The sequence below is a fragment of the Chryseobacterium sp. MYb328 genome, assembly GCF_037572595.1.
Lineage (GTDB): Bacteria > Bacteroidota > Bacteroidia > Flavobacteriales > Weeksellaceae > Chryseobacterium > Chryseobacterium pennae.
Genome location: NZ_JBBGZQ010000008.1, coordinates 69,918 through 93,182, shown reverse-complemented (window position 1 = coordinate 93,182; position 23,265 = coordinate 69,918). Strand labels below are relative to the sequence as shown.

20 protein-coding genes are annotated in these 23,265 nt (G+C 35.3%); 7 read left to right on the top strand and 13 right to left on the bottom strand.

The genetic code is table 11. From position 1 onward, the window contains the following. The first annotated feature begins 8 nt into the window (after positions 1 to 8). From WH267_RS10230 to WH267_RS10210, 5 genes are all read left to right on the top strand, one after another. On the top strand, positions 9 to 767 hold the full coding sequence (locus WH267_RS10230; RefSeq protein WP_340007934.1) for a hypothetical protein: 759 nt from the start codon (positions 9 to 11) through the stop codon (positions 765 to 767). Positions 768 to 926: 159 nt separating this feature from the next. Next, positions 927 to 1,691: a hypothetical protein gene (locus tag WH267_RS10225; RefSeq protein WP_340007932.1), complete on the top strand. Its 765-nt coding sequence runs from the start codon at positions 927 to 929 to the stop codon at positions 1,689 to 1,691. A gap of 197 nt (positions 1,692 to 1,888) precedes the next feature. Beyond that, entirely contained in the window at positions 1,889 to 2,782 is an 894-nt protein-coding gene (locus WH267_RS10220) for a retropepsin-like aspartic protease (protein ID WP_340007930.1), read from the top strand. A 168-nt stretch (positions 2,783 to 2,950) separates the two neighbouring features. Continuing rightward, the gene (locus tag WH267_RS10215; protein WP_340007929.1) at positions 2,951 to 3,964 is read left to right on the top strand and encodes an HNH endonuclease; all 1,014 of its coding nucleotides are present in this window, start codon (positions 2,951 to 2,953) and stop codon (positions 3,962 to 3,964) included. A gap of 121 nt (positions 3,965 to 4,085) precedes the next feature. Then, complete coding sequence (locus tag WH267_RS10210; protein WP_340007927.1) at positions 4,086 to 4,532, top strand: KTSC domain-containing protein; 447 nt, start codon at positions 4,086 to 4,088, stop codon at positions 4,530 to 4,532. Between the two features lie 80 nt (positions 4,533 to 4,612). On the opposite strand, the gene WH267_RS10205 is transcribed toward WH267_RS10210, so the two are convergent. The 6 genes from WH267_RS10205 to WH267_RS10180 all read right to left on the bottom strand — a co-directional run bounded on the left by WH267_RS10205 (position 4,613) and on the right by WH267_RS10180 (position 13,214). Continuing rightward, complete coding sequence (locus WH267_RS10205; RefSeq protein ID WP_340007925.1) at positions 4,613 to 5,575, bottom strand: hypothetical protein; 963 nt, start codon at positions 5,573 to 5,575, stop codon at positions 4,613 to 4,615. Positions 5,576 to 5,864: 289 nt separating this feature from the next. Beyond that, a complete protein-coding gene (locus WH267_RS10200) occupies positions 5,865 to 9,050 on the bottom strand; it encodes an efflux RND transporter permease subunit (protein ID WP_340007923.1) in 3,186 nt (1,061 codons plus the stop codon). Positions 9,051 to 9,057: 7 nt separating this feature from the next. Then, positions 9,058 to 10,119, bottom strand: coding sequence for an efflux RND transporter periplasmic adaptor subunit (locus WH267_RS10195; RefSeq protein ID WP_123318929.1), 1,062 nt, complete (start codon positions 10,117 to 10,119; stop codon positions 9,058 to 9,060). A 6-nt stretch (positions 10,120 to 10,125) separates the two neighbouring features. After that, positions 10,126 to 11,478, bottom strand: coding sequence for a TolC family protein (locus WH267_RS10190; protein WP_340007921.1), 1,353 nt, complete (start codon positions 11,476 to 11,478; stop codon positions 10,126 to 10,128). Between the two features lie 87 nt (positions 11,479 to 11,565). Continuing rightward, positions 11,566 to 12,159: a TetR/AcrR family transcriptional regulator gene (locus WH267_RS10185; protein WP_123318927.1), complete on the bottom strand. Its 594-nt coding sequence runs from the start codon at positions 12,157 to 12,159 to the stop codon at positions 11,566 to 11,568. A gap of 227 nt (positions 12,160 to 12,386) precedes the next feature. Next, on the bottom strand, positions 12,387 to 13,214 hold the full coding sequence (locus WH267_RS10180) for a CvfB family protein (RefSeq protein WP_340007919.1): 828 nt from the start codon (positions 13,212 to 13,214) through the stop codon (positions 12,387 to 12,389). A 120-nt stretch (positions 13,215 to 13,334) separates the two neighbouring features. On the opposite strand from WH267_RS10180, the gene WH267_RS10175 reads away from it, so the two are divergent. Beyond that, positions 13,335 to 13,781 (top strand): hypothetical protein, encoded by a 447-nt coding sequence (locus tag WH267_RS10175; protein WP_123318926.1) that lies wholly within the window; start codon positions 13,335 to 13,337, stop codon positions 13,779 to 13,781. A 385-nt stretch (positions 13,782 to 14,166) separates the two neighbouring features. Here WH267_RS10175 and lpdA read toward each other — a convergent pair whose 3' ends face one another. The 7 genes from lpdA to recQ all read right to left on the bottom strand — a co-directional run bounded on the left by lpdA (position 14,167) and on the right by recQ (position 22,145). Next, complete coding sequence (lpdA, locus tag WH267_RS10170; RefSeq protein ID WP_340007917.1) at positions 14,167 to 15,570, bottom strand: dihydrolipoyl dehydrogenase; 1,404 nt, start codon at positions 15,568 to 15,570, stop codon at positions 14,167 to 14,169. A gap of 127 nt (positions 15,571 to 15,697) precedes the next feature. Then, the gene (locus tag WH267_RS10165; protein WP_123318925.1) at positions 15,698 to 16,045 is read right to left on the bottom strand and encodes a hypothetical protein; all 348 of its coding nucleotides are present in this window, start codon (positions 16,043 to 16,045) and stop codon (positions 15,698 to 15,700) included. Between the two features lie 132 nt (positions 16,046 to 16,177). Then, positions 16,178 to 16,816, bottom strand: a complete 639-nt coding sequence (locus WH267_RS10160; RefSeq protein WP_123318924.1) for a hypothetical protein — start codon at positions 16,814 to 16,816, stop codon at positions 16,178 to 16,180. A gap of 57 nt (positions 16,817 to 16,873) precedes the next feature. Beyond that, a complete protein-coding gene (locus WH267_RS10155; protein WP_340007912.1) occupies positions 16,874 to 18,007 on the bottom strand; it encodes a helix-turn-helix domain-containing protein in 1,134 nt (377 codons plus the stop codon). A gap of 96 nt (positions 18,008 to 18,103) precedes the next feature. After that, entirely contained in the window at positions 18,104 to 18,490 is a 387-nt protein-coding gene (locus WH267_RS10150) for a cupin domain-containing protein (protein ID WP_340007911.1), read from the bottom strand. A gap of 14 nt (positions 18,491 to 18,504) precedes the next feature. Beyond that, the gene (locus tag WH267_RS10145) at positions 18,505 to 19,587 is read right to left on the bottom strand and encodes a glycosyltransferase (RefSeq protein ID WP_340007909.1); all 1,083 of its coding nucleotides are present in this window, start codon (positions 19,585 to 19,587) and stop codon (positions 18,505 to 18,507) included. A 353-nt stretch (positions 19,588 to 19,940) separates the two neighbouring features. After that, positions 19,941 to 22,145, bottom strand: a complete 2,205-nt coding sequence (gene recQ / locus WH267_RS10140; protein ID WP_340007907.1) for a DNA helicase RecQ — start codon at positions 22,143 to 22,145, stop codon at positions 19,941 to 19,943. A 158-nt stretch (positions 22,146 to 22,303) separates the two neighbouring features. Here recQ and WH267_RS10135 point away from each other — a divergent pair, with 158 nt between their 5' ends. Continuing rightward, positions 22,304 to 23,263 (top strand): KpsF/GutQ family sugar-phosphate isomerase, encoded by a 960-nt coding sequence (locus WH267_RS10135; RefSeq protein WP_340007906.1) that lies wholly within the window; start codon positions 22,304 to 22,306, stop codon positions 23,261 to 23,263. The last annotated feature ends 2 nt before the right edge of the window (positions 23,264 to 23,265 follow it).

Here is a 23,265-nt window from a genome sequence, read left to right as displayed (position 1 = left end):
ATAACAATATGAAAAAATTATTGACAGGTCTTTCATTGGCTCTAGCTGTCACATTGACTGCTCAAAAGACTCCTGCAAAAAAAAGTCCACTGATTCTTTACAGTTATCAGACCTTTGGATGCGATGTTAAAGGATATTTTGATCCTTCGAAATATAAAAAAGAAGAAATAGATGACACATATAAGCTTTTACAACCTTTAAGCTGGTCTCCCTTTTCATCTCTTATTGTATTTAATCCTACTAAATTTGACATGGTACGAAGTAATAGCACTCAGCTTTTACAACAGGCTGAAAAAGAATATCTGGTGCGAAAGAAAGAGCTTGAAGAGCTCCAACTCATTGATCTTCCGATATGGAAGAAAGAGAAAGAAGAAGCTATTAAACTTTTAGAAAACGAATATCAGCTTAATAAAACACTTCTTATGGGCTATGCGGATCCTCAATCTCTTCGAAACAGCATATTCTATACTACCTGCAAAGAATATGCAGATGCCATCACCACCAAGGATAAGCAGAGGATGTATTCTGTATGGAAAAGTTTATTTGAAACTAAAAATAGCGAAGAAAATTATTCCGGTACAAAAGAAGCCTTTAATGCCAAATGGAACGATCTGAGAAAGGATGATTATGCAATGATTGATCTTATGAATGCATTCAGTAATTGTGCAAATCACAGTTTCAGACCTAAAGCCGATGAGGAAGGAACTGTTTTTAAAGCTTTCGAAAAGGTTTTTGTAAAACTAAAAAGAGATTGTGACGAACCTTAAATTTTTATAGAAGCTCCTGTTTAAGGCAAAAAATAAAAATTCTCATTAAATAGGAAAAATAAATACATAAAATTGGTTAAATTCTTTATTTTCCAAATTTAAAGTCTTAATTTTGCACAGAAATTTTAGAAAATTCGGATTCTTTCTACAACTATGCGCATGGAAAAAATGATGGTCGGGCTCTCCCTGGCTTTATCTGCTATTGTTTCGGGGCAAAAAGGCCCTGTAAAAACCAGCTCTCTGACACTGTACAGCTATCAGACATTCAATTGTGACAACAAGGGATATTTTGATGCTTCCAAATATGAAAAAGAGGAAATAGACGGGGTTAATAAACTTTTATACAAGTTCAATGGGGTTCATTTTGACACGAATCCTATTTTTAAGCTTTCCAGCCTCGAAGAAGTCCGTAAAAATAAAGAACAGCATCTTGAAAATCTGGAAAAACAATACCTAGAGAAAAAACAGGAGCTTTACAGCCTTAGAGTAATCAATCAGCCGGTTTGGAAGAAGCTGTATGAAAATGCCATACAAACTTTTGAAAACGAATATGAGCTTAACAAGGAAGAAATAATTGCCTTTTCTGACCCATCTACCCTCAAAAACAGTAAGTTTTACGAAACCTGCAGAGAATCTATTGATGCGATCTCTTCTCCTGACAGAGAAAAAATGTTCGCTTCATGGAAGGCTTATACAGAGCTTAAAAGCAAAAACAATGCTGATCCGCAGGGAGTAATGAATCGTTTTGACCTTAAAATGAACGATCCTCAAAAAGAAGATTATGCATTGATTGATATGATCGGACTTAGCTTTCACAACTGTGCCAACAGCAGCTTCAGACAGAGACGTGATGATGAAGGAACAGTGTATAAGGATTTTGACAGGATCTTTACAAAACTGAAAAAAAACTGTGATGAGCCTTAATAGGGTTCTCCCATTTAAAATATAATAGCAGTACTCATTTTTTTGGTACTGTTTTTTTATTTAAAGTGTTGGCATCCGGTTTTTAAAAGTTCCTGAATGTGAAGAAGGGTTAAGAGAAGGTTAATGAAGCTTCCTTTCTTTGTAAAGATCATCAATACCTTTATTTTCACTGCAATAACCTGTAAAACTTCTCTTTTATGAATTTCAAATACTTTTTTTTAACCACATGTTTCAGTATAGCTGTATCAGCACAAAAGCAACCCACCCTTATTCCTTTCTCACTGGAAAATAATTCTGTTTATCTGCACTACAAGGTAAACACAGTTGATAACGTCAAATTTTTGTTTGATACAGGAGCAGACGGATCTGTTATCAATATCAACTCAAAGAAAAAGGTAGATTTGAAAATTGACGGAAAATCTGAAAACAAAGGCTCAAACGGAGTAAATACGGTTGATTACAGCAGTCATAACACCATTCAGTTCGGAGATATAAAGAAAACTGATGTTTCGTTTACGCTCATTCCTTATGGAGAGGTTAATTTTGATGGTGTTTTCGGAACAGATTTGATGAAAGGCAAGATCATTGAAATTGATTACCATAAAAATGTGATCCGGTTTTATGAGGAAAATGACCCGTCTATTGATTTTTTAGGATATGAAAAAATGAGGCTTCATCTCATAGATAATTATCCTGCTGTGGAAAGCTCAATAACAGTTAATGGTAAAGAATATTCAGGGTACTTTGGACTTGACAGCGGTGCTGATGACGCTCTTACCATTGCTTCTCCCTATGCCAGAAAGAATTCTTTAGCCAACACCATGAAAACGATAGGGAAAGCTACTGCACAGGGATCGGATGGTTCTGTTTATGAAATGCCGGTAGTGCTTTGCCCATCTATTACCTTTGCCCATAAGTTCCTTTACAATGTCCCGATTACACTTTCCAGCTCTACAGAAGGCATTGATGCTTCAGAAAAAATGGCAGGCTTTTTTGGGAATGGCTTCTTGAAAAGATTCAATACCATTATCGATTTTAAAAACCAGTCTATTTATTTTAAGCTGAATAAGAATTTGTATTCGGAATTTTAACAAAAGTTCACAAGCATGCTGAATATCAATCAAAAACAGCCCAATCACACTATATAAGCAATATTTCAGATATTAATCATGGACTTCCATTATTAGATTACTAAAATTAAAAACATACATTTTATTTGAAAATATAGTAAAAATCATTAGTTTGCCAGTAAAAAATTAATGATTAATTATTTTAATGAGATTTGTGAATTCCGGCAAAATTATCCTATCATCCATGGAGAAACAATCAAAACAGATGACCCGGTCCTCAATAATGTAAAAAAAGCACTTAACGGGTTTAAATCTGAACTAGAAAAGAAATATGGTATATTTAATAATATAAATTTAACAGTAAAAGAATCTAAAGGTGCAGCCAATTTTCCTCATATAACTCATGTATGTATCCTACCTCCTAATCAGAAAGTTTCAAATGGAATATATGTAGCAATTTGCTTTGATAAGACAGGAAAAGGAGCTGTAGTGGGTTGTGCTGAGTCTAAAACTAACCCTAAAGGATTAAACATTAAAATAAGAAAATCAAAAAGTCTAAATCCTAAAATTGATGTTGATGGAGGTGGGGATACAACTAAGTATAATAATGTTTTCGAAAATCCCAAAGAATTTTATTATAGATTAGAAAATGATTCAGATTTAGAAAAGCATATTAAAAGATCTCTAATTTTATGTTTTTATAATCTCGGTTTAATAAAAGAATCCAATTATTTACAAACAACTGATTACTTAACTTCATCAATTAATGAGTCTGAAATAAGCTACTTTAATATAGAGAGTATACTAGACGATAGAAAAAAAATTGCGATTCAAATTTATGCTAGAAGAGGGCAAAAAAAATTCAGAGAAAAACTTATTAAGGCTTACAATAAAAAATGTGCGATCACACAATGTGAAATTATTGAAATGCTAGAAGCAGCACATATCTATTCTTTCAAAGGGTCTGATACTAATAAAACTCCTAACGGCATTCTATTACGATCTGATATCCATACACTATTTGATCTTGGGTTAATTAGCATAGATCCAGAAAACTATATGATTCACATCAGTAATAAAATTTCTCATGATGAATATTACGCTAAATTACATCAAACAAAGATCAGTTTACCAACAGAAACCCAAGACTATCCAAGCTCAGATTCTCTTAAGCATCACTTTGAAAATGTTTTTGATAAATAAAATCTAAGATTTTACCAGATGATCATTATTAATAATAATAAAAACAAATTAATAATGAATAAGTTACGATTTTTTCAATTAAATTTCTTAATTTTGCACCCCGAAAATAAGAATTCAATTTATGAAACGAATAGGTGAACACAGAACGCTTCTTGGTGTAGATAAAAACGTAACTTTAAAAGAGTTAAAAACAATTTACAGGAATGCTATGAAAGATACGCACCCTGATAAATTTATCAACGATGAAGCTGGAAAACTGGAAGCAGAAGAAAAAAGTAAGTCTGTGATTGAAGCCTATCATTTCCTGGTAAGCATTAATCCTGAAACACAGGAAAAATATAAAGAAGAATATACAGAAACTGTTACCCAATCTAATATTCAGGATTTTTATCTTGAAAAATCGATTTTAACGGTTCAGCATTTGAATGGAAAAACCTATGAATATATGGGCGTTCCAAGAAATACCTATATCAAAATGGTGAATGCAGATTCACCAAGCCGTTTTGCAAGAAGACATATCTATGGAAACTTTGTCTTCAGAAAGGCTGGAGAGGCTATGGCTGATTAATTTTTTTCAAAGACAATATATAAAAGGCTTCCGGTTTATTCCGAAAGCCTTTTTTATTGCAGAGACCAGATGGATTTTCATCACTTTTGAAATACTCTTTTATGAGTTCCGTCTTCATATTCAAGAATAATTACCTGATTTTTGGTATCAGGAGATATTTTCTGTCCAGCCATATTATAAGCATTCTTTATATTTTTGTTTTTGTTATTCTCCAAATTTTCCTTTGTTGATAATGTTGACATCGAAGTAGTGGCCACCATATCACCTAAAAAATACGGAGGTCCCCAAAAAAGATGCGTTAAACTTTCAGCAGACGTATTGATATTGAATTTTAGTAATTTGATTTCATTTTGTGAAATTATGGTTCCCACAATTTCATTGGTGGCCCCAAGAAAGCATAAATTACGGATTCCTTCATCAATTTCTGTAAAAGTATTTGAAAGCACATTGGAACTTATCAGATTACCGGTAGATACTTGATAACATTCTATAGTAAAAACAATATTTCCTGAAACAGCACTCTGTTTTGTAACATATAATTTATGATTCACCACAACAATACTGTCATAAGTTCCTGAAGGTAAACTGAATGACGTTTCTATTCCTGTTACAATATTATATTTAACAATTTTATTATTTACCAAAAGTACAAGGTCATTAGTTTCCTGGCAAAAAACAAAATCGGAAGCACCACTAAGGTCAGGGGTAGTATAAGTATGTTCAAAAATAAGATTTCCTGTTACTTTATCCAATTCACATATAGAAACAATATTGGATGTACTTTCCTTGATGGTAAACAATCTTTCATTCGCAATTGCAATATTTGCATAAATCCCACTGTTATTGGCTGGCCAAGGAAGCTGTAATGTAGAAAACGTATCTGTCCCAACATAATACTTACCCAATACATTGCTCCCTGAATTAAGGGTAAAAATCGTGTTAGAAAGAGGATCGAATGATGCGCTGCCAATATTTGTACTCCCATTACTGAACAAATATTTTGATGACATTTGTGCCCCGCTATTATTATCCAATTTATTCATATAATCGTATATGACGTTATTAGAATAACTTGACATTGTACAATATAAGTTCTGCGCACCCATGTTGGTGCAATACAATAAAGATAGCAAAATTAATTTTTTCATTTGTGTTTATAATTTTTATAGCTTTTTCAAAATCTGCCTAAGAATGTGTCCAAAATAAAAATATTGGGTGGTAAATATACATTTTAAAAAGAACATCATAATTCAATGATAATCAATTCAATTACAAATAAAAAGCGCCCAGAAAATCTGAGGCGCTTTCGATTAATTAAAGGTATATGATATTTTAGTTATCTAAATGCTTAGGAGTAAATCCGTCTTCATTTAATTCTCTGTGTTCATAATCTGCCTTCATTTCAGCTTCGTAGTCTACTTTGGTATCTTTACCCATTCTTCTTAAGATAGAGTCAAATAGAGAGTATACTACAGGCACAATGATCAAGGTAAGGAATAGAGACGATGTTAAACCACCGATTACTACCCATGCAAGACCTTTGTTCATCTCTGCTCCTGCTCCTGTTGCCAATGCGATCGGTAACATACCGAAGATCATCGCAATGGTTGTCATCAGGATCGGACGAAGACGGGCGTGGTTAGCCTGGATCAATGCATCATGAGTACTTGCTCCCGCTGCTTTTCTTGCATTCGTAAAGTCAACGATCATAATCGCGTTCTTCGCTACAAGACCAATCAACATGATCATCCCTAGCATCGTAAAGATGTTCAATGAATTGGCTGTTAAGGCAAGGATTACCATTACCCCGATCATCGCCAACGGAATAGAGAACAATACCACGAAAGGATAAACGAAACTGTCATACAATGATACCATTACAAGATATACCAATACGATAGCTGCTAATAAAGCAATACCTAAAGTACCGAAACCTTCCTGCTGGTTTTCCATATCTCCACTCCAGATGTAATCTACACCAATAGGTTTTTTCTCGTTCATAAACTTAGCAGACCACTCGTTTGCTACATCCCCCACCGGTCTACCTACTGCTTTAGCTCTTACTTTTACAGAAGGAGATTTATCTCTACGTTCAAGCAAACTTGGTCCAGAACCCATTTTTACTTCAGCAAACTGGCTCAAACGAATCTGCTGCCCCTGAGGGTTTGTAAACATTAGGTTTTTAACATCATCAATAGACTGTCTGTTCAGATCTCCAAAACGGATGTTAATGTCATATTCGTACTCTCCTGCTCTGAATTTTCCATCTGTATTTCCGTTAAATGCAGTCTGCATCGTTTGTCCTACACTTGAAAGATTTAAGCCTAGAGAAGCCATTTTATCTCTGTCGATATTCACCTGTACTTCCGGGTTACCAGAATCGGTTGATAATTCTGCATCTACTGCTCCAGGAACTTTTTTCAGTAATTCAAGGATTCTTGTCGCTTCTTTTACTGCTGTTGCGTTATCCGGAGCGGTTACTACCATTTCGATCGGAGCATTTTCAGCACCCATGATACCGATTGGAGCTGTTTTAAACTCAACACCAGTGAATTTCTCCTCCAGTACTCTTTTTATTTTTGCAGCTTTGATGTTTGTACTTTCAGAACGTTCAGATTTATCTGTTAAGTTTACCTGAACCTCAGACTGGTAAGTAGTTGCCTGAGCTCCACCAAAACCTGTTGACTGTTGTCCAACCGTTGTAATTAAGTCTACAACATCTTTATCATTTCTTAAAAACTTCTCAACATCTAATGTTAGCTGGTTTGTTTTTTCAACAGTTGCATCTTTAGAAAGTTCCATCTGTACTAAGAACTGACCACGGTCAATCGGCGGGAAGAATTCTCCTCCAATGAATCCAAAAATCACCAATGAGAATGAGCTGATTAAAACAATGAATGTAATAACTACTGTAGAAATTCTTCTCAGTGTTGTTTTCAGACACCATTCAAGGATATCAGTAATCCAGTGCGTAAATTTGTCAATTAGTCCTTCGAACCAAAGGATGAATTTCTCAAACCAGTTTTTACCTGTTAAATGCTCCAGTTTACCAAATCTTGATGATAACCAAGGAATGATGGTAAATGATGCTAGCAACGATAATAATGTTGCAATAACCACCGTGACGCAGAACTGTGCCAGAATGTTTGCTACAAGCCCTGAACTCATTGCAATCGGTAAGAATACTACCACAATTACCAAGGTAATCGCTGCAACGGTAAATCCGATTTCTGATGCACCGTCATAGGCTGCTCTGATCTTGCTTTTCCCCATCTCCATGTGACGGTAGATGTTTTCCAGTACTACAATCGCGTCATCTACAAGGATACCTACCACAAGGGAAAGCCCCAGTAAACTCATTAGGTTCAAAGTATATCCCATCAGATTCATTCCGATGAACGCTGCCACCAATGAAGCTGGGATCGAAACCATTACAATGAATGCATTTCTGATACTGTGAAGGAATAATAGCATTACAATTGCCACAAGAATAATCGCTAAGAATAAGTCGAAAATTACGTGGTTGGCAGATTCAAGGGTAAATTCTGTTGTATCATTTACGATTTTTACTTTTACTCCCTGAACTTTGTAAGCTTCTTCTACGGTCTGAATCGTTTTCTGAACACTTTCAGATACTGCTACTGCATTGGCATCAGACTGCTTTTTTACCTGCATTAAGATTGTTGGAAACTGATTGAATCTTGCTACTTTTTCAACATCTTTCTGAGAGTCGAAAACGGTTGCAATATCAGATAAACGAACCTGAGCTCCATTTTTGTTGGAAACCACAAGGTTGTTCATTTCTTCAGTTGACTTATACTTTCCTGATAATCTGATGGTAGATTTTGTAGTTCTCGTTTTCAAACTACCAGTAGGGAAATCTAAGTTTGAAGAAAGAATTGCCTGCTGAACATCTCCGATAGAAAGTCCATATCCCTGCAATTTCTTTTCGTCCAGATTCACCTGGATCTCTCTTTCCTGTCCACCTACAAGATCTACTTGCGCTACTCCGTTTACACGGGAGAAAATAGGTTCAATCTTTTTATCCAGTAAGTCGTAAAGGTCCTTACTGTTTAATTTATCAGATGAAATACTCATCGTGATAATTGGTAAATCATCCAGGGAGAATTTATTCAGAGAAGGTGCTTTTACATCATCCGGAAGGTCTCCCAGAATTGCATTTACCTTTCTCTGAGCATCATTCAATGCAAAGTCTACATCTGCTCCATTGTTCAGCTGAACCATGATAACCGATAAACTTTCATATGAAGAAGATTCTACTTTTTTTACGTTTTCCAAAGAACCTACGGCATCTTCAATCTTTCTGGTGACGGAGGTCTCCACCTCTGCAGGCGAAGCTCCCGGATACACCGTAGAAATAGTTACCATGTTGGTTTCAAACTTCGGAATCAATTCGTATCCCATGAGCGTATAACTCAGGATACCTCCCAGCGTCAGAATTGTAAATAATACAATTACCAGCGAGGGTCTTTTAATCGATATTTCTGCTAACTTCATAGATCCTCTACTTTATAATGTTTACTTTAGATCCGTTGTCCAGGTTGATCTGTCCGCTGGTTACCACTTGCTCACCACCATTCAGTCCGCTTAATACCTGTACTTTGTCTCCGTAAACTTTACCAACGGTTACTGTAATCAATTTAGCAACACCATTCTGAACAACGAACAGCTGTCCTGAACTTACTCCATTCACAAACGCTTCTGCAGGAACAGTCAGCATATTCTGAGTTTCTGCTCCATGGTTTGTTTTAAAGGTAGCTGTTGCGTACATACCCGCTTTTAAGTTTCCTCTGTTCTGAACTTCAATTTCAACAGGGAAATTCAAAGAAGCATCACTTTTTGGAGCGATAAATGTAATTCTACCCACAAAAGATTCTTCAGGTAAAACGTTTACTTTAATCGGAACCTCCTGACCTAGCTGGATTTTTCCAACCTGGCTTTCATCTACTAAAACAGAAAGTTTTAAGCTGTTAATGTTAACGATCTCAAACATGGAAGTTCCTACTGAAACAACTGTTCCCGGCTCTACCATTTTTTTATTAATCGTTCCGCTGATTCCTGCACGGATACTTGTATCATTTACTCTTACTCCCTGAGCTTTCACTGCTGCCTGCATATTTTTCAACTGCAGTCTTGAGTTATCCAGCTGTTGTTTTGTAACTCCACCTGTTTTATATGCGTTTTCGTAACGTTGGTTGTCGATAACAGCATTCTGTAAATTATTCTGAGCCTGAGTAACATCAACTTCGATAGCATCTCTTTTAATCGTTGCCAACACCTGACCTGCCCCAACTCTTGAACCTTCTTTCACTAAAACACTTACAATACGTCCGGCAATTTCAGAAGACTGATTCATTTCCTGTTTAGGAAGGAATGTTCCGTTTGCAGAATAGTCTGTATCTATATTTTCTCTTGCAACTGTGACTATATTAACGTTGATTTTATCTACCTGCTTGGCAACCTCTTTTACTTCCTGAGTCTGCTTCTCTTTGTTACCAGCAATCTTGTAAGCTGCTAACCCTACGAGTACAGCTGCTACGATGATATATATTAAAGTTTTTTTCATTGTTTATTATGGGTTTTGTAATGTATTTAACTCTCCTTTTGCTTTAATTAATTTGATCTCAGCTTGCTTATAGTCTAATAGTGAGTTTGAATAATTCTGTTTTGCTGAAGTTAAAGCATTTTCTGAATCCAACACTTCTGTAAGTGTTGCCAAACCATTCTGGTAATTAGATTGAGTATTTTTCTGTACTCTTTCCGCAAGGCCTACATTATCTTTCATGCTTTGGATATTAATAATCGAATTTTCCATATTAGAAATCGCATTTTTATAATCCAGGCTCAAATTCAACTGAGTATTTTGAATATCCATATCCAGATCCTGAATATCGATTTCCGCCTGCTGGATCTTAGCTTTTGTAGCACCACCCGTGAAGATAGGAACGTTGATATTGAGTCCTATTGCTGAATAATCACTCCAAAGTACGCCATTACTCAAACCATTGGTAAGGGGAAACTTCTTTCCTGTTGCGGCCCAGGCATAGTTTGCCTGCAAACTTACAGTAGGATAAAGATAGGCTTCCGTCGCTTTTTTATTAAACACCAGAAGTTCTCTGTTTTTGTTCTTTACCTGTAATTCCAGACGGTTATCCAAATTGACATTATTGATTATAAGCTCAGGTTTCGGTTCAATAGTTTTCTCTTCAAGCTCGATATCAGTTTCGATCGGAACTCCCATATAAAACTTCAGAGAGTTTTTTGAAAGTTCAACTGAATTGATCAATTGCTGTCTGTTTGATCCGATATTAGTCAACTGTACATTCGTACGATCCAGGTCGATAGATTTTGCCAACCCATTATCTAACAAACTTTTTATAACATTTCTTACCTTTTCAGTATTTGCATAGCTCACCTGTACGGTTTTGAGATTTTCTTCCTGCACAAAAACCTGATAGTAAGCTGTTGCTACATTCTCAATAATTTGTTCATTGGTTAATTGAGCGTTCAGAATGTAAAACTCTCTGGTAGATTTCGCAGCTTTGAGGCCTGTAAAAACTCTCTGATCAAATATTGCCTGCTGAACATTGACTCCCGCATTGGTACTCCAAGGCTGTCCCAACTGAGCCGTTATCCTTTGTCCACCAAATTCCAGCAATGATTGCTGAATAATTGGATTATAGGTTAAACCCGCCGTACCAGTTACCTGAGGTAAGGCTCCGGCTCTGGCTTCATCAATTTTATATTCAGCTTTTTTGATCTGTAAAGCAGCCTTTTTGGCTTCTGCTTTATTTTGGAGTGCCTGCTTGATGGCCTCCTGCAAGGAAACCTGCTGCTGGGCAGAAACCGATGAAAAGCCGAAAATCATAAATGCTGCAGCTATCCCAATTTTTAGCTTTTGAGCAGTTATACGTTTTCTTTTCATAATTTTTATACTTCGTTTATTTTTTTAAGTTCTCTCCTATTTTTATTTCTAACTGACGAATCATTTTAAGAAATACTTTAGATTTTTTTAATTTTTAAATAACATATTGAGAATGATCCCTTTTCTCACGGAAATAATCTCATCATATTCTTCGTCACTAATTAATAAATTCTCCATGAATAAAGGTCTTACGGCACTTGGAAAAACCAATAGTGAAACCATGTTCAGAATAAACTGAACCGGAGCCATTTTCTCAATGTTGCCTAGCTCCATTTCTTTTTCAATATCGCTGTACATTTTATCCAGGATATCTTCCTCAATTTCCCTGTGATGGCAGGTTCCTTTATTGATCTGTGAAACAATGTATGTTTCCAGATAAGGATATTGAAGGCTTGTAGCAAGGCTGCTTTCTATAAACTGACTGATCTTCTCTTTAAAGGGAAGCTCCGAATTCTGGATAATCTTTGATTTTTCCTGCTCTACTTTCTGTGCTTCATCAAAGATGATCTGAATAAGTTTGTCTCTTGATCGGAAGTAATAATTAATAAGGGTTCTATTCACTCCTGCTTCATCTGCAATCTCCTGCGTAGTAGCATCAAATTTTCCTTTCACAAAGAATAATTTCTTCGCTGTCTCCTTGATCAATTCCTGTGTTTGGTCTTTTTTTGCTTGATTTGACATTATTGTTAAACAATTTTGTGCAAATTTATATCAAATTTTATTTTTGACAAAATTGTTAAACAAAAAAATTAAACGAAATTATTATGATTTACATCATATTTTTGAAATAAAGTTTTGAATGCTAAAATTGGATATTGTAGTGGTAAATGCTACATCAGTATTTCTCTAAATGAATATAGAAGCAGGTATCAACAAAAAAGAGCAGAAAATTCTGCTCTTTTTGTTTTTTATAATAATTTGATTTTGTCGTCTGAAATTTCGATAATGTTATCCTTATAAAGGCCTCCTATCGCTTTCTTAAAGTTCTTTTTACTCATCTGAAGCTCATCTTTAATCTCTTCAGGAGTAGATTTATCAGACACATACAGAAGACCGTAATTTTCTTCCAGCCTGTCCAGAATCTTTTGTTTGAATTCGTCAATATTTTCAAATCCTTCCGGTTGTAAGGAAATATCAATTTTTCCATCTTCCCGAATGGTTTTGATATATCCTTTCTCTTCAGATAATGGATACAACTTCTTGAATACATCCGAAGCATATATCAAACCTATATATTTTTTATTGATCACAACATTCCAGCCCAGTTCACCTTCGTTCATCATGATAAGGTCTACTTTATCCCCTTTTTTGAACGGAAGATCGTCATATTGTGGATTTCTTTTGAATTTTGTGGTTCCGGTGATCAGATCCATAGCTTCATCTACATAAATATGAACCAGGTATCTTTTTCCCTCAATAATCTTGGCTTTTTGCTGTTTATACGGAATAAACAAATCTTTGATGATTCCCCAATCCATAAACGCCCCGCTTGGAAGGCTTTGTACGCAGCTCATTACCGCAAATTCACCTACTTCTGCCAAAGGAATCTCAGTAGTCGCTTTCAATTTATCATCATCCTGATATACAAAAACCTCAACATACTCTCCTACTTCCTTCTCTTCACGAATGAATATTTTAGGAAGAAAAGCTTTTTCACCGGATTCTTCATCTGTAAGAAACCATCCTGAGTTATTTTTTTCTGAAATTTGTAAAGTCTGAGTTTTTCCGAGTTGCATTGATGATAAAATTAGCTTACAAAGGTACGGAAATTTGAAGATTAACCTAATCTATAGTTTTAAGAATCGTTTTATATTTCAGATGGTCTTTAAAACCTGTACATTTGAATAAAAAATAACATGAAAAGATATTTTGCTGTAGTATTTCTTCTTTCCCTCATCACTGTCAATGCTCAGATCCTGGATAGAGCAGCCATTAATCTGGCCTATCGTTACAGCGGAAGGAATGTTTTACAGGCCGGATTGGAATTCAGACTCGGAAATTCCAATTATCAATCTGTGATTCTGGGACCGTCAATACTTTATACACGAATTGATGAGACCAATAAATTTATTCCTGAGGCTAACATTTCTTTCCTTAATAACGGACTGTTGTATGGCGCTTCAATCAATCAGTATGCATTGGAACCAAGAATTGGAATCTCTTTATTTAATGCTGTATTCCTCAATACAGGATATGCTTTCCCAATACACAAAGAAAAATATTTTAAGGGGATTACTTTCGGAATACAGTTTAATATTGTTCCCAAAAATTCGAAATTTTACGATAAAATGAGAATTATGTAGATGAACGGATAGTTTATTGGAGGCTATTGTCACCTAAATCTTTCTAATTCTGGTAGCTTAGGGATTTTATTGGAAAACGCTAAGGCGCAAGAGAATCAAAGATTCTCAGTAATGAAAAGCTTTCAAAATATTTCCATTATCATATTTTATACATTAATAAAAATCATTCGTGAATTCGTGGCGATTACAAAAGTATATTTTAACAGTATACAATTTTATTGGAGATAAAATCTTTGTGATTTACAATAGAAGCTATTCAAAAAAATTGTGACTTTGAGATAGCTTCGCTTTGCTCGCAATGACAAAAAGAGATATATGGGTAAACAAAAAAGAGGAGCAGTTGCTCCTCTTCTATTATTTAAATGATTAAATTTTTAATCAAATATTACATGTGGATAGGTCTTTTTTCTGTAGCATCCAATGCAGCTTCTTTAATCGCTTCTGCATATGTTGGGTGTGCGTGAGAACTTCTTGCGATGTCTTCAGCACTTGCACGGAACTCCATAGCAATTACTCCTTCAGCAATAAGGTCAGCAGCTCTTGCTCCTATAATATGCATTCCTAAAATCTCATCAGTTTTCTCGTCTGCAATAATTTTAACAAGACCATCAACATCACCACTTGCACGGCTTCTTCCTAATGCTCTCATTGGGAAAGAACCTACTTTATAAGCTACTCCTTCTTCTTTCAGCTGCTCTTCAGTTTTACCAACTCCAGCAACTTCAGGCCAAGTGTAAACAACACCCGGGATTAGGTTATAATTGATATGTGGTTTTTGACCTGCTAATATTTCAGCAACTAAAGTTCCTTCTTCACTAGCCTTGTGAGCAAGCATTGCTCCTTTGATCACATCTCCGATTGCATAGATGTTAGCAACGTTAGTCTGAAGGTGGTCGTTTGTTTTTACTCTTCCTCTTTCGTCAAGTTCTACTCCTGCTTTTTCAAGACCAAGACCGTCTGTATAAGGTCTTCTTCCTACAGAAACTAAACAGTAATCTCCTTCTACAACTACTTCTTCTCCTTTTTTATCTTTAGCCGTAACTTTTACAGTATCACCGTTTCTTTCTACTGCAGAAACTGCTGTAGAAAGCATAAACTTCATTCCTTGTTTTTTAAGAACTTTAGTTAATTCCTTACTTAAAGCTCCATCCATTCCAGGGATGATTTTATCCATAAACTCAACTACAGTTACCTGAGCACCCAGTCTTAAGTATACAGAACCTAATTCAAGACCAATAACTCCACCTCCGATTACTACCAAATGCTTAGGGATCTCTTTAAGATTTAAAGCTTCAGTAGAAGTAATTACTCTTTCTTTATCAAGAGTAATAAAAGGTAAAGAAGATGGTTTAGAACCTGTTGCAATGATGGTATATTTAGATTCAATCGTTTCAGAAGAACCGTCATTCTTAGTGATTTTAATCTGAGTAGCAGATTCAAAGCTTCCCAATCCTTCAAAAACAGTGATCTTGTTTTTGTCCATCAAAAAGTTGATTCCTTTAGTCGTTTGATCTACCACTTCGTTTTTACGTTCGATCATTCTTGCGATATCCGCTTGAGGCTCGTTGATGATGATTCCGTGACCTGCAAAATTGTGTTTTGCATTTTCGAAATGCTCAGAGCTGTCAAGAAGCGCTTTTGACGGAATACATCCAACGTTAAGACAAGTTCCGCCTAAAGTTGAATATTTTTCAATAATTGCTGTTTTGAAACCTAACTGTGCTGCACGGATCGCAGCTACATAACCTCCAGGACCAGAACCTATTACGGTAACATCGAATTGACTCATGTTATTTTATGAATTTGTTTATTATTATCTATCTTAATTCTCACAAATTTACATATAAATTACCAAGCACCAAAGTGAGTTTTATCAATTTTGAGATCAAAAAATTTTAAATACCTTAACGCGGTCATCAATCTAGCTGCAGTCTACCATTTCCGATCGTTCCTGTACTTTCAAAAAAAGAACCTCCATAAACATACCATTCAACATTTTCAAGATACTCTACTGCGTTTTCCGGAGTTATCTGTAAACGGTCTTTTTTCGAAACAATTCCTTTGTACCATCTTCCTGATTGGGAATAATTTTCATATTCAACAAAATAATGAATCCATATTCTCTGGCATAACTTACACTGCTGAATACTTACTTCTCCGTGCCTTCCGTTGGTATGATCTATCCCCAACTCGGAACTTCTGTATTCAGTATAATTTTGGTCCGGTTTTTCACAAGCGCATCCTATTTTAGGAATCATTTTCATTCTATTTTTATTTGAAACGCAAAAATACTAAAAACACCTCAATATGAAGTTACGATCAAAGTACACAAAGTCTTTTATACACAAAGTCTGATATTTTGAGAACACAAAGATTTATGGCTTTGCTACAGTATTTTATTTTTTCAATCGGAAATAAATTTTAATATTAAAAAATATCATTATCAAAGTCATCAACAGAGACGGAAGAATCTGGCTATAGGGTTTATAATCCGGTAAAAGAGTTCCGATAAAAGCAGATAAAAGCGCTCCCATCGCACTGATCATTTTACTGGAATGCTCATAACGCCAAAGATTTCCATATCGGGCTCTCGGAATACAATATCGAAATACATCATATGAAACCACCAGCAGCAAATAGCCTACACCAGAGTAAATAACCACTGGATTCCAATAGAAACCAATAAATTTCAGGTAATGCACAAACACCAAAGCTATGGCTAAGGCACCCAGCATCGCCAAAAGGTCTTTGAGGTAAAAACGGTTTGATTTTTCCTTTAAAATCCTGAATCCCGAATAAGTATTATAGGCGGCCAGAATGGTAATCAACAGCAGAAAAAGGTTTCTTTTAAATACAATCACTCCGAAAGCACCGGTAGTTACCACAACGATCATACAATACACAAAAAAGTATCCGAGCTTTACATGTAATGAGGTTCCTTTTGTTTTTAACAGAATCAGAAACCCAATGATAAGTGCAATGGTTCCACTGATGACATGTACAATAATGTTACTTAAATGAAGAGGTGTGTCCATAGTTTTTTGATGGCAAAAATCCCATAAAACACAAGTCTGGTCGTCCTAAATGATCGGTTAGGACTCTTTTTTAATCGATTCGGACTTCTTAAATTCGGATGGTGTCATTCCGGTTTCTTCCTTAAAGATCTTATTAAAAGTAGATTTTGAATTAAACCCTGATTCAAATGCAATTCCTAAGATTGAATATTTTTCAAACGCAGAATCTCCCAGCTTTTTCTTAACTTCTTCTATTCTGTAAGCATTCACAAATTTGTAAAAGTTGGTATTGAGTCCCTGATTGATCGTCTGTGAAAGCTGATGGGTGGAAACATCCATTAATAGAGACAATTTCTGCAGGCTCAACTCTTCGTCAAGATAAGGTCTGCCTGTTTCCATGAATTGTAATAACCTTTGGGAAAGGATATCGGAATAGGCTTTATCCTGAACATCGACTTTTTCTTCTTTGGTAACCACAGTATTCCTATCAAGAATTACCTGTTGGTTAAAAACAATACTCTGCCTTAAACTAAAGAATACAATGCACAATAAATAGCCACTTTGCACTACTGCAACAATCTGAAAAATCTTATCAAAAGGAATGAGGTCCGCCCGTGTTCCTAAAGCAATCATACAGAAAACCCCGATAAAGAGTATAATTAAAGAAACAATGATATATTTCAGCCAGTTCAGGTTTATTTTTTCAAGTGCTGAATAATATTCAGGAAGCATCTTCTGGTATCTTTTTAAAGCTAGAAAACACAAAATGATATATACCACGGGAACAATCGCCATTGGAAACGTAAGAAGATCCAGCATTTTATTCTGTTGTTTTTCTATAAAAAACGGAATGCTGTTGTTAAATCCGATCTGACTGTAAAACAATGAAATTCCAATAAATAATAAGCTATAACAGATAAAAAACAAAGAATGTTTAACTAGGAAGCTTACATTGAACTCTATATTAAAAGTAATCGAAATAACATACAGGTAAAGCATTCCCATACTGAGCACAGGAAGCGCAAAACCAAAAGGCTGAATAATTTCAGGAAGTAAGGATGGAAATAAATAATAGATCAGGTTAGCAGCAGCAACCAAGAGCCAAGCTATAAGATAATAATCTGAAGAAACCTTTTTCTTTTTGGAAAGCAACAAAGCCATACACATCAATGCAACAATAATTCCTGAAAAAGAAATGCTTTCCAATATCATATTAAGGAATTGATTTGAATTGCGGGTAGCCAAAGTGATCACCCATCAAAATAAATTTTATCAGTTTTAAAATCAACTAATGTTTTTTCTCAACGATTATTTAAAAAACTTAATATTTTCTTCATGTCCTTTTTTCAAATAAATTGCCGTAAAAACCAGCGGTTTTTCTTTTGAGGCATTATCAAAATGAAGAATATTAACATTTTTAGGTTCATAGAAAGCATCTCCTGCATGAAGAATAACACTTTCCTCACCTTCTATCTGAAAAATAACTTCTCCGGATTGTATAATTCCAATGACCGGACATGGATGCAAATGTTTGGGAGCAGCCTGTCCTCGTGCCATTGTTATTTCCTGAACATCAGCAGTAGTTACTTTTTGATTCATTGAAGCTTTCAGCAATTCTTTTCTGGCTATCTGGCTTTTCTGAGCCATTACTGTAATAGAAAAAAGCATACAGGCAATAAATGCGATTGTTTTCATCCTTATGATATTGACTATTTATAGATTAGGTCCAATAATACCTTTTCATATTTATCTAAAATAATATTTTTTGAAAACCTTGATTTAATGGAATTTTTTATCGCATCGCGATTATAATTTCCATGCATCACCTTTATGATTTGCTGGGCAAAGTCTTCATAGTTTTCAATATTTCCAATCTCGCCATTCACATTATGCTGAATGATCTCATTGATCCCTCCCGGACAATTATTGGCTAAAGAATAGGTTCCGCATGCTCCCGCTTCCAGAAGTACATTGGGAAAGCCTTCATATCTTGAAGAAAGAATAAACAGATCGGCATACTTTAAAAACTGGTAAGGATTCTCCTGTCTGCCATGGAAGATTACATTTTTTAATCCTAAAAATTCCTTCATCTGAAGCAGAACATCCCTGTCTTTTCCATCTCCCAGAATATGAAGCATTATATTTTCGCTTTTGAGCCTTGAAAATACTTTCAACAGGTTATCAAATCCTTTTCTGGCTGATAAATTCCCAATGGCTACTACATTTTTGTAATTGTATTTAAATCCATCAGGCTTCAAGGAAGTTCTTAGTTTCTCATCAATAAAGTCAAAGTCTACCGGATTATTGATCTTGATAATTTTTTTCTTTTTAATATTAAAATTATCCACAAGATCTTTCATCATATCATCACTTTGTGCAATAATTCTCTGGTAGTTATTGTAAAAATTATAAAAGAACTTGATTTCCTTTCTCGTTACGTGTTGGGTAACCACATTCGTTTCCCTGGCAATAAACTTCGTTCTTGGAAAAAGCTTGATAAATAATGATAAATAGGCATTCACTTCTCCAAATCCGGAAAATACAATATCAGGTTTTCTTCTATAGATCTCTCCTAAAATAGGTTTTAAGGAATGTCTGATCCTATCGGTATTGATATCTATAATTTCGACATCTTTTTTCAGAAAATCAAGGTATCCGCCCTGTTTACGCAACAGCAAAATCTTGGGCTCAAAACGATCCCTGGAAAGATGATTTGCAATGGTGGTAACTATTCTTTCTGCACCTCCGGTTTCTAGGTCCGGCAGAATAAATATGACAGATATTTTTTTCATCAGTTAAAGTTACTAAAAAGTTTAGTTACAAGTCAAATCTTCCTTTTGTCATTGTGAGCAAGACAAAGTAATTGTAACTTTCAGATATGTAGTTGTTGGAATCTGCAAAGTCGCAAGGATTTTTAATATCTGCTGTTGTAAGGCGCAAAGATTTTATCTCCAATAAAATTGCACATCAGTGTAAATCTTCCTTACAAAATAATCATAGGCAATGATTATCATGAGAAAGAATAAAATTATAATATAGTTTTTCTTTAAAACAACATTCAATGTAAATCATTATCTTTCTATAAATTACAATAAAAAAGCTCTTCAGTAGAAGAGCTTTTAATATTTTTTTCATATTTCATTCCTTAGTTTGCAACATCGCTGATAAACTTAATTCTCAGCATTCTTACCTCTTCATCAGACAGTTCATCTCCAAACTCATCCAGCAGGACTTTCATACTGTCACTTTCAGACTCGTTCATGAACTCCATGAAGCCGTCTACGATATCTTCATCAAAATTGTCTTCAATATAATAATCGATATTAAGCTTCGTTCCCTGATACACAATTCTTTCCATTTCTTTCAGAAGTTCATCCATAGAAAGGTTCTTGGCTCTTGCAATATCTTCAAGATCAATCTTTTTATCTGTACTCTGGATGATAAACACTTTGTGACTGGATTTATTGGCCACCTGTTTCAGTACCATGTCCTGAGTACGTTCTATATTATTGTCTTCAACATAGGTTTTGATATAGTCAGCGAATTCTTTACCATATTTCTTGGCCTTTCCTTCTCCTACTCCATAAATTTTGTTGATTTCATCTAATGTAATAGGATATTGAACTGTCATATCCTCCAAACTTGGATCCATAAATACCGTGTAAGGCGGGATACCATGCTTTTTGGCTACTTTTTTTCTTAATTCTTTTAATAAGGTAAAAAGCTTTTGGTCCAGGCCTCCTCCTGCCTGCTGCTGCAACTGATCACTATCTGCCTTGGCCTGTGTAAGGTCGAATTCCCTGTCTTCAGCGATTAAGAAAATATTATTGGATTTACCTGCCAATACACTTCTTCCTTTTTCAGTCATCTTTAAAACACCGTAAGTTTCAATATCTTTCTGTAAGAAATTCTGAACGGTTGCCTGTCTTAAAATGGTCTTCCAATAGTTGTCTTTTTCTTCTTTCCCAAAACCGAAATAAGAGTTCTGCTCCAGCTTATAAGACTTGGAAACAGCAGTTTCTTTTCCTACAATAACGGAAATAAGATCTTTTGACTTGAATTTTTCTCCTGTATCATGAATCAGTTCCAGTGCCTTTGTTAAATCAGAAGTTGCATCTTTCAGTTTCGGAGGATTGGATGAATTATCACACATTTGAGCTCCGTCACCTTTCACCGGATCAAAGCTTTCTCCAAAATAATAAAGAATATATTGTCTTCTGCTCATTGAAGTTTCTGCATACCCTACTACCTCATTTAAAAGCTGTAACCCGATTTCTCTTTCGGACACAGGTTTTTGAGCAAGAAATTTTTCCAGTTTTTCAATGTCCTTAGGATCATAGAAAGCCAGACAATGCCCTTCACCGCCATCTCTTCCTGCTCTACCGGTTTCCTGATAATAACTTTCCAGAGATTTCGGGAAATCATAGTGAATAACAAAACGTACATCCGGCTTATCGATTCCCATTCCGAATGCAATGGTAGCTACAATCACATCTACTTCTTCCATCAGGAATTTGTCCTGATTAGCTACTCTCACTTTCTGATCAAGACCTGCATGATAAGGAAGTGCGTTGATACCGTTGACCTGCAGAAGCTGGGCAAATTCTTCCACTTTTCTTCTGCTCAGACAATAGACAATCCCTGATTTTCCTTTATGTTGATTGATAAATCTAACAATCTCCTTATCTATATTAATTTTAGGAGTTACCTCATAATATAGGTTCGGCCGGTTGAAACTTTCTTTAAAGACCAAAGCATTGATCATGCCCAGTGTTTTCTGAATATCATCCTGCACCTTCGGCGTAGCTGTAGCCGTAAGAGCGATCACCGGTACACTGGCAATCTTATCAATAATCTGTTTCAAGTTCCTGTATTCCGGTCTGAAATCATGTCCCCACTCTGAAATACAGTGAGCTTCATCAATAGCAAAGAAAGAAATCTTAACATCTTTCAGGAAGTCCAGATAGTCATCTTTAATCAATGATTCCGGAGCTACATACAAAAGTTTGGTCTTTCCGCTTTTAATATCGTCAAAAACCTGTTTTGTCTGTGTCTTATTTAATGATGAATTTAATACATGCGCTACCCCATCCTCAGAAGAAAGCCCGTTTACGGCATCTACCTGATTCTTCATTAACGCTATTAAAGGTGAAACAACTATTGCCGTCCCCTCAGAAATAAGTGCCGGAAGCTGATAACATAATGATTTACCACCACCTGTAGGCATCAACACAAATATATCCTTCCCGTTCAATAGGTTTTCTATGATCTGTTCCTGTTGTCCCTTAAATGTAGAAAACCCAAAATACTTTTTCAATTCGCCTGATAAATTGGCTTTTTTTGCGCTCATCTAATTTTCTATTGCTAAATTTGCATCTAACCCAAAGTTATAAAAATTCTGCTTAAAATAAAAGCGAACGAATTTATAAAAAATAAAATTTATATTAAATATTGTTTTTAAAATATAACGTTTTTTGAAAACTTTTTTGTATACCTTATTGTCATAAAATGGATAGAACCAACATTATATCAATTGCCAAAAGCACTTTAGAAATTGAAATTTCAGAACTAGAAAAATTAAAAAACAGAATTGACGACCAATTTGCCCATGCTGTAGAAATTATTCACTCTGCAAAAGGGAAATTAATTGTAGTAGGAATAGGAAAATCTGCTCATGTAGGTAATAAAATTGTTGCTACCCTGAATTCTACAGGTACTCCCTCTCAATTTCTGCATGCTTCGGAGGCAATTCATGGTGATCTGGGTGTGATTCAGAAGCAGGATGTGGTACTTTGTATCTCCAATTCCGGAAACTCTCCTGAAATTGCCAACCTTGTTCCTTATTTAAAGGATTATTCTTCAGCTCTGATAGGAATGACAGGAAATAAAAGCAGTAAACTGGCTGAATTTTCACAAATTATTCTGGATACCCATGTTGATGTAGAGGCCTGTCCTAATAAACTGGCTCCTACAAGTTCCACTACCATTCAAATGGCATTGGGTGATGCGTTAGCCGTTTCTTTGATGGAACTGAATGATTTCAAAGCGAATGACTTTGCCAAATTCCATCCTGGAGGAAGCCTGGGTAAAAATCTTACTTCCAGAGTTGAGCAATTCCTTTCTTCACAAAAGCCTCAGGTTTCCGGAGATGCTCTGATAAGGGATGTTATTATCTCCATCAGTGCATCAAGCCACGGGATTACTGTAGTGACCAATGAGGATCAGATCATTGGAGTTATTACCGATGGAGATTTGAGAAGAATGCTGATGAACGGAGAGGATATCAGTAAAGTGCTGGCTAAAGACATTATGTCTGCCAATCCAAGAACTATTGAAAAGGATGCCCTTGCCAAAGAAGCAATGAAAATTTTAAAAAACAATAATATTGGTCAGCTTGTAGTAACTGAAAACGGAAAATATTTCGGAATCATTGATCTGCATAAACTGCTTGATGAAGGAATTAATTAATC

Excerpts from the sequence above, each read along its gene's own strand:
- WH267_RS10230 (WP_340007934.1), top strand. The coding sequence starts at position 9 with ATGAAAAAATTATTGACAGGTCTTTCATTGGCTCTAGCTGTCACATTG.
- WH267_RS10225 (WP_340007932.1), top strand. The coding sequence starts at position 927 with ATGGAAAAAATGATGGTCGGGCTCTCCCTGGCTTTATCTGCTATTGTT.
- WH267_RS10220 (WP_340007930.1), top strand. The coding sequence starts at position 1,889 with ATGAATTTCAAATACTTTTTTTTAACCACATGTTTCAGTATAGCTGTA.
- WH267_RS10215 (WP_340007929.1), top strand. The coding sequence starts at position 2,951 with ATGATTAATTATTTTAATGAGATTTGTGAATTCCGGCAAAATTATCCT.
- WH267_RS10210 (WP_340007927.1), top strand. The coding sequence starts at position 4,086 with ATGAAACGAATAGGTGAACACAGAACGCTTCTTGGTGTAGATAAAAAC.
- WH267_RS10205 (WP_340007925.1), bottom strand. The coding sequence starts at position 5,575 with ATGAATAAATTGGATAATAATAGCGGGGCACAAATGTCATCAAAATAT.
- WH267_RS10200 (WP_340007923.1), bottom strand. The coding sequence starts at position 9,050 with ATGAAGTTAGCAGAAATATCGATTAAAAGACCCTCGCTGGTAATTGTA.
- WH267_RS10195 (WP_123318929.1), bottom strand. The coding sequence starts at position 10,119 with ATGAAAAAAACTTTAATATATATCATCGTAGCAGCTGTACTCGTAGGG.
- WH267_RS10190 (WP_340007921.1), bottom strand. The coding sequence starts at position 11,478 with ATGAAAAGAAAACGTATAACTGCTCAAAAGCTAAAAATTGGGATAGCT.
- WH267_RS10185 (WP_123318927.1), bottom strand. The coding sequence starts at position 12,159 with ATGTCAAATCAAGCAAAAAAAGACCAAACACAGGAATTGATCAAGGAG.
- WH267_RS10180 (WP_340007919.1), bottom strand. The coding sequence starts at position 13,214 with ATGCAACTCGGAAAAACTCAGACTTTACAAATTTCAGAAAAAAATAAC.
- WH267_RS10175 (WP_123318926.1), top strand. The coding sequence starts at position 13,335 with ATGAAAAGATATTTTGCTGTAGTATTTCTTCTTTCCCTCATCACTGTC.
- lpdA (WP_340007917.1), bottom strand. The coding sequence starts at position 15,570 with ATGAGTCAATTCGATGTTACCGTAATAGGTTCTGGTCCTGGAGGTTAT.
- WH267_RS10165 (WP_123318925.1), bottom strand. The coding sequence starts at position 16,045 with ATGAAAATGATTCCTAAAATAGGATGCGCTTGTGAAAAACCGGACCAA.
- WH267_RS10160 (WP_123318924.1), bottom strand. The coding sequence starts at position 16,816 with ATGGACACACCTCTTCATTTAAGTAACATTATTGTACATGTCATCAGT.
- WH267_RS10155 (WP_340007912.1), bottom strand. The coding sequence starts at position 18,007 with ATGATATTGGAAAGCATTTCTTTTTCAGGAATTATTGTTGCATTGATG.
- WH267_RS10150 (WP_340007911.1), bottom strand. The coding sequence starts at position 18,490 with ATGAAAACAATCGCATTTATTGCCTGTATGCTTTTTTCTATTACAGTA.
- WH267_RS10145 (WP_340007909.1), bottom strand. The coding sequence starts at position 19,587 with ATGAAAAAAATATCTGTCATATTTATTCTGCCGGACCTAGAAACCGGA.
- recQ (WP_340007907.1), bottom strand. The coding sequence starts at position 22,145 with ATGAGCGCAAAAAAAGCCAATTTATCAGGCGAATTGAAAAAGTATTTT.
- WH267_RS10135 (WP_340007906.1), top strand. The coding sequence starts at position 22,304 with ATGGATAGAACCAACATTATATCAATTGCCAAAAGCACTTTAGAAATT.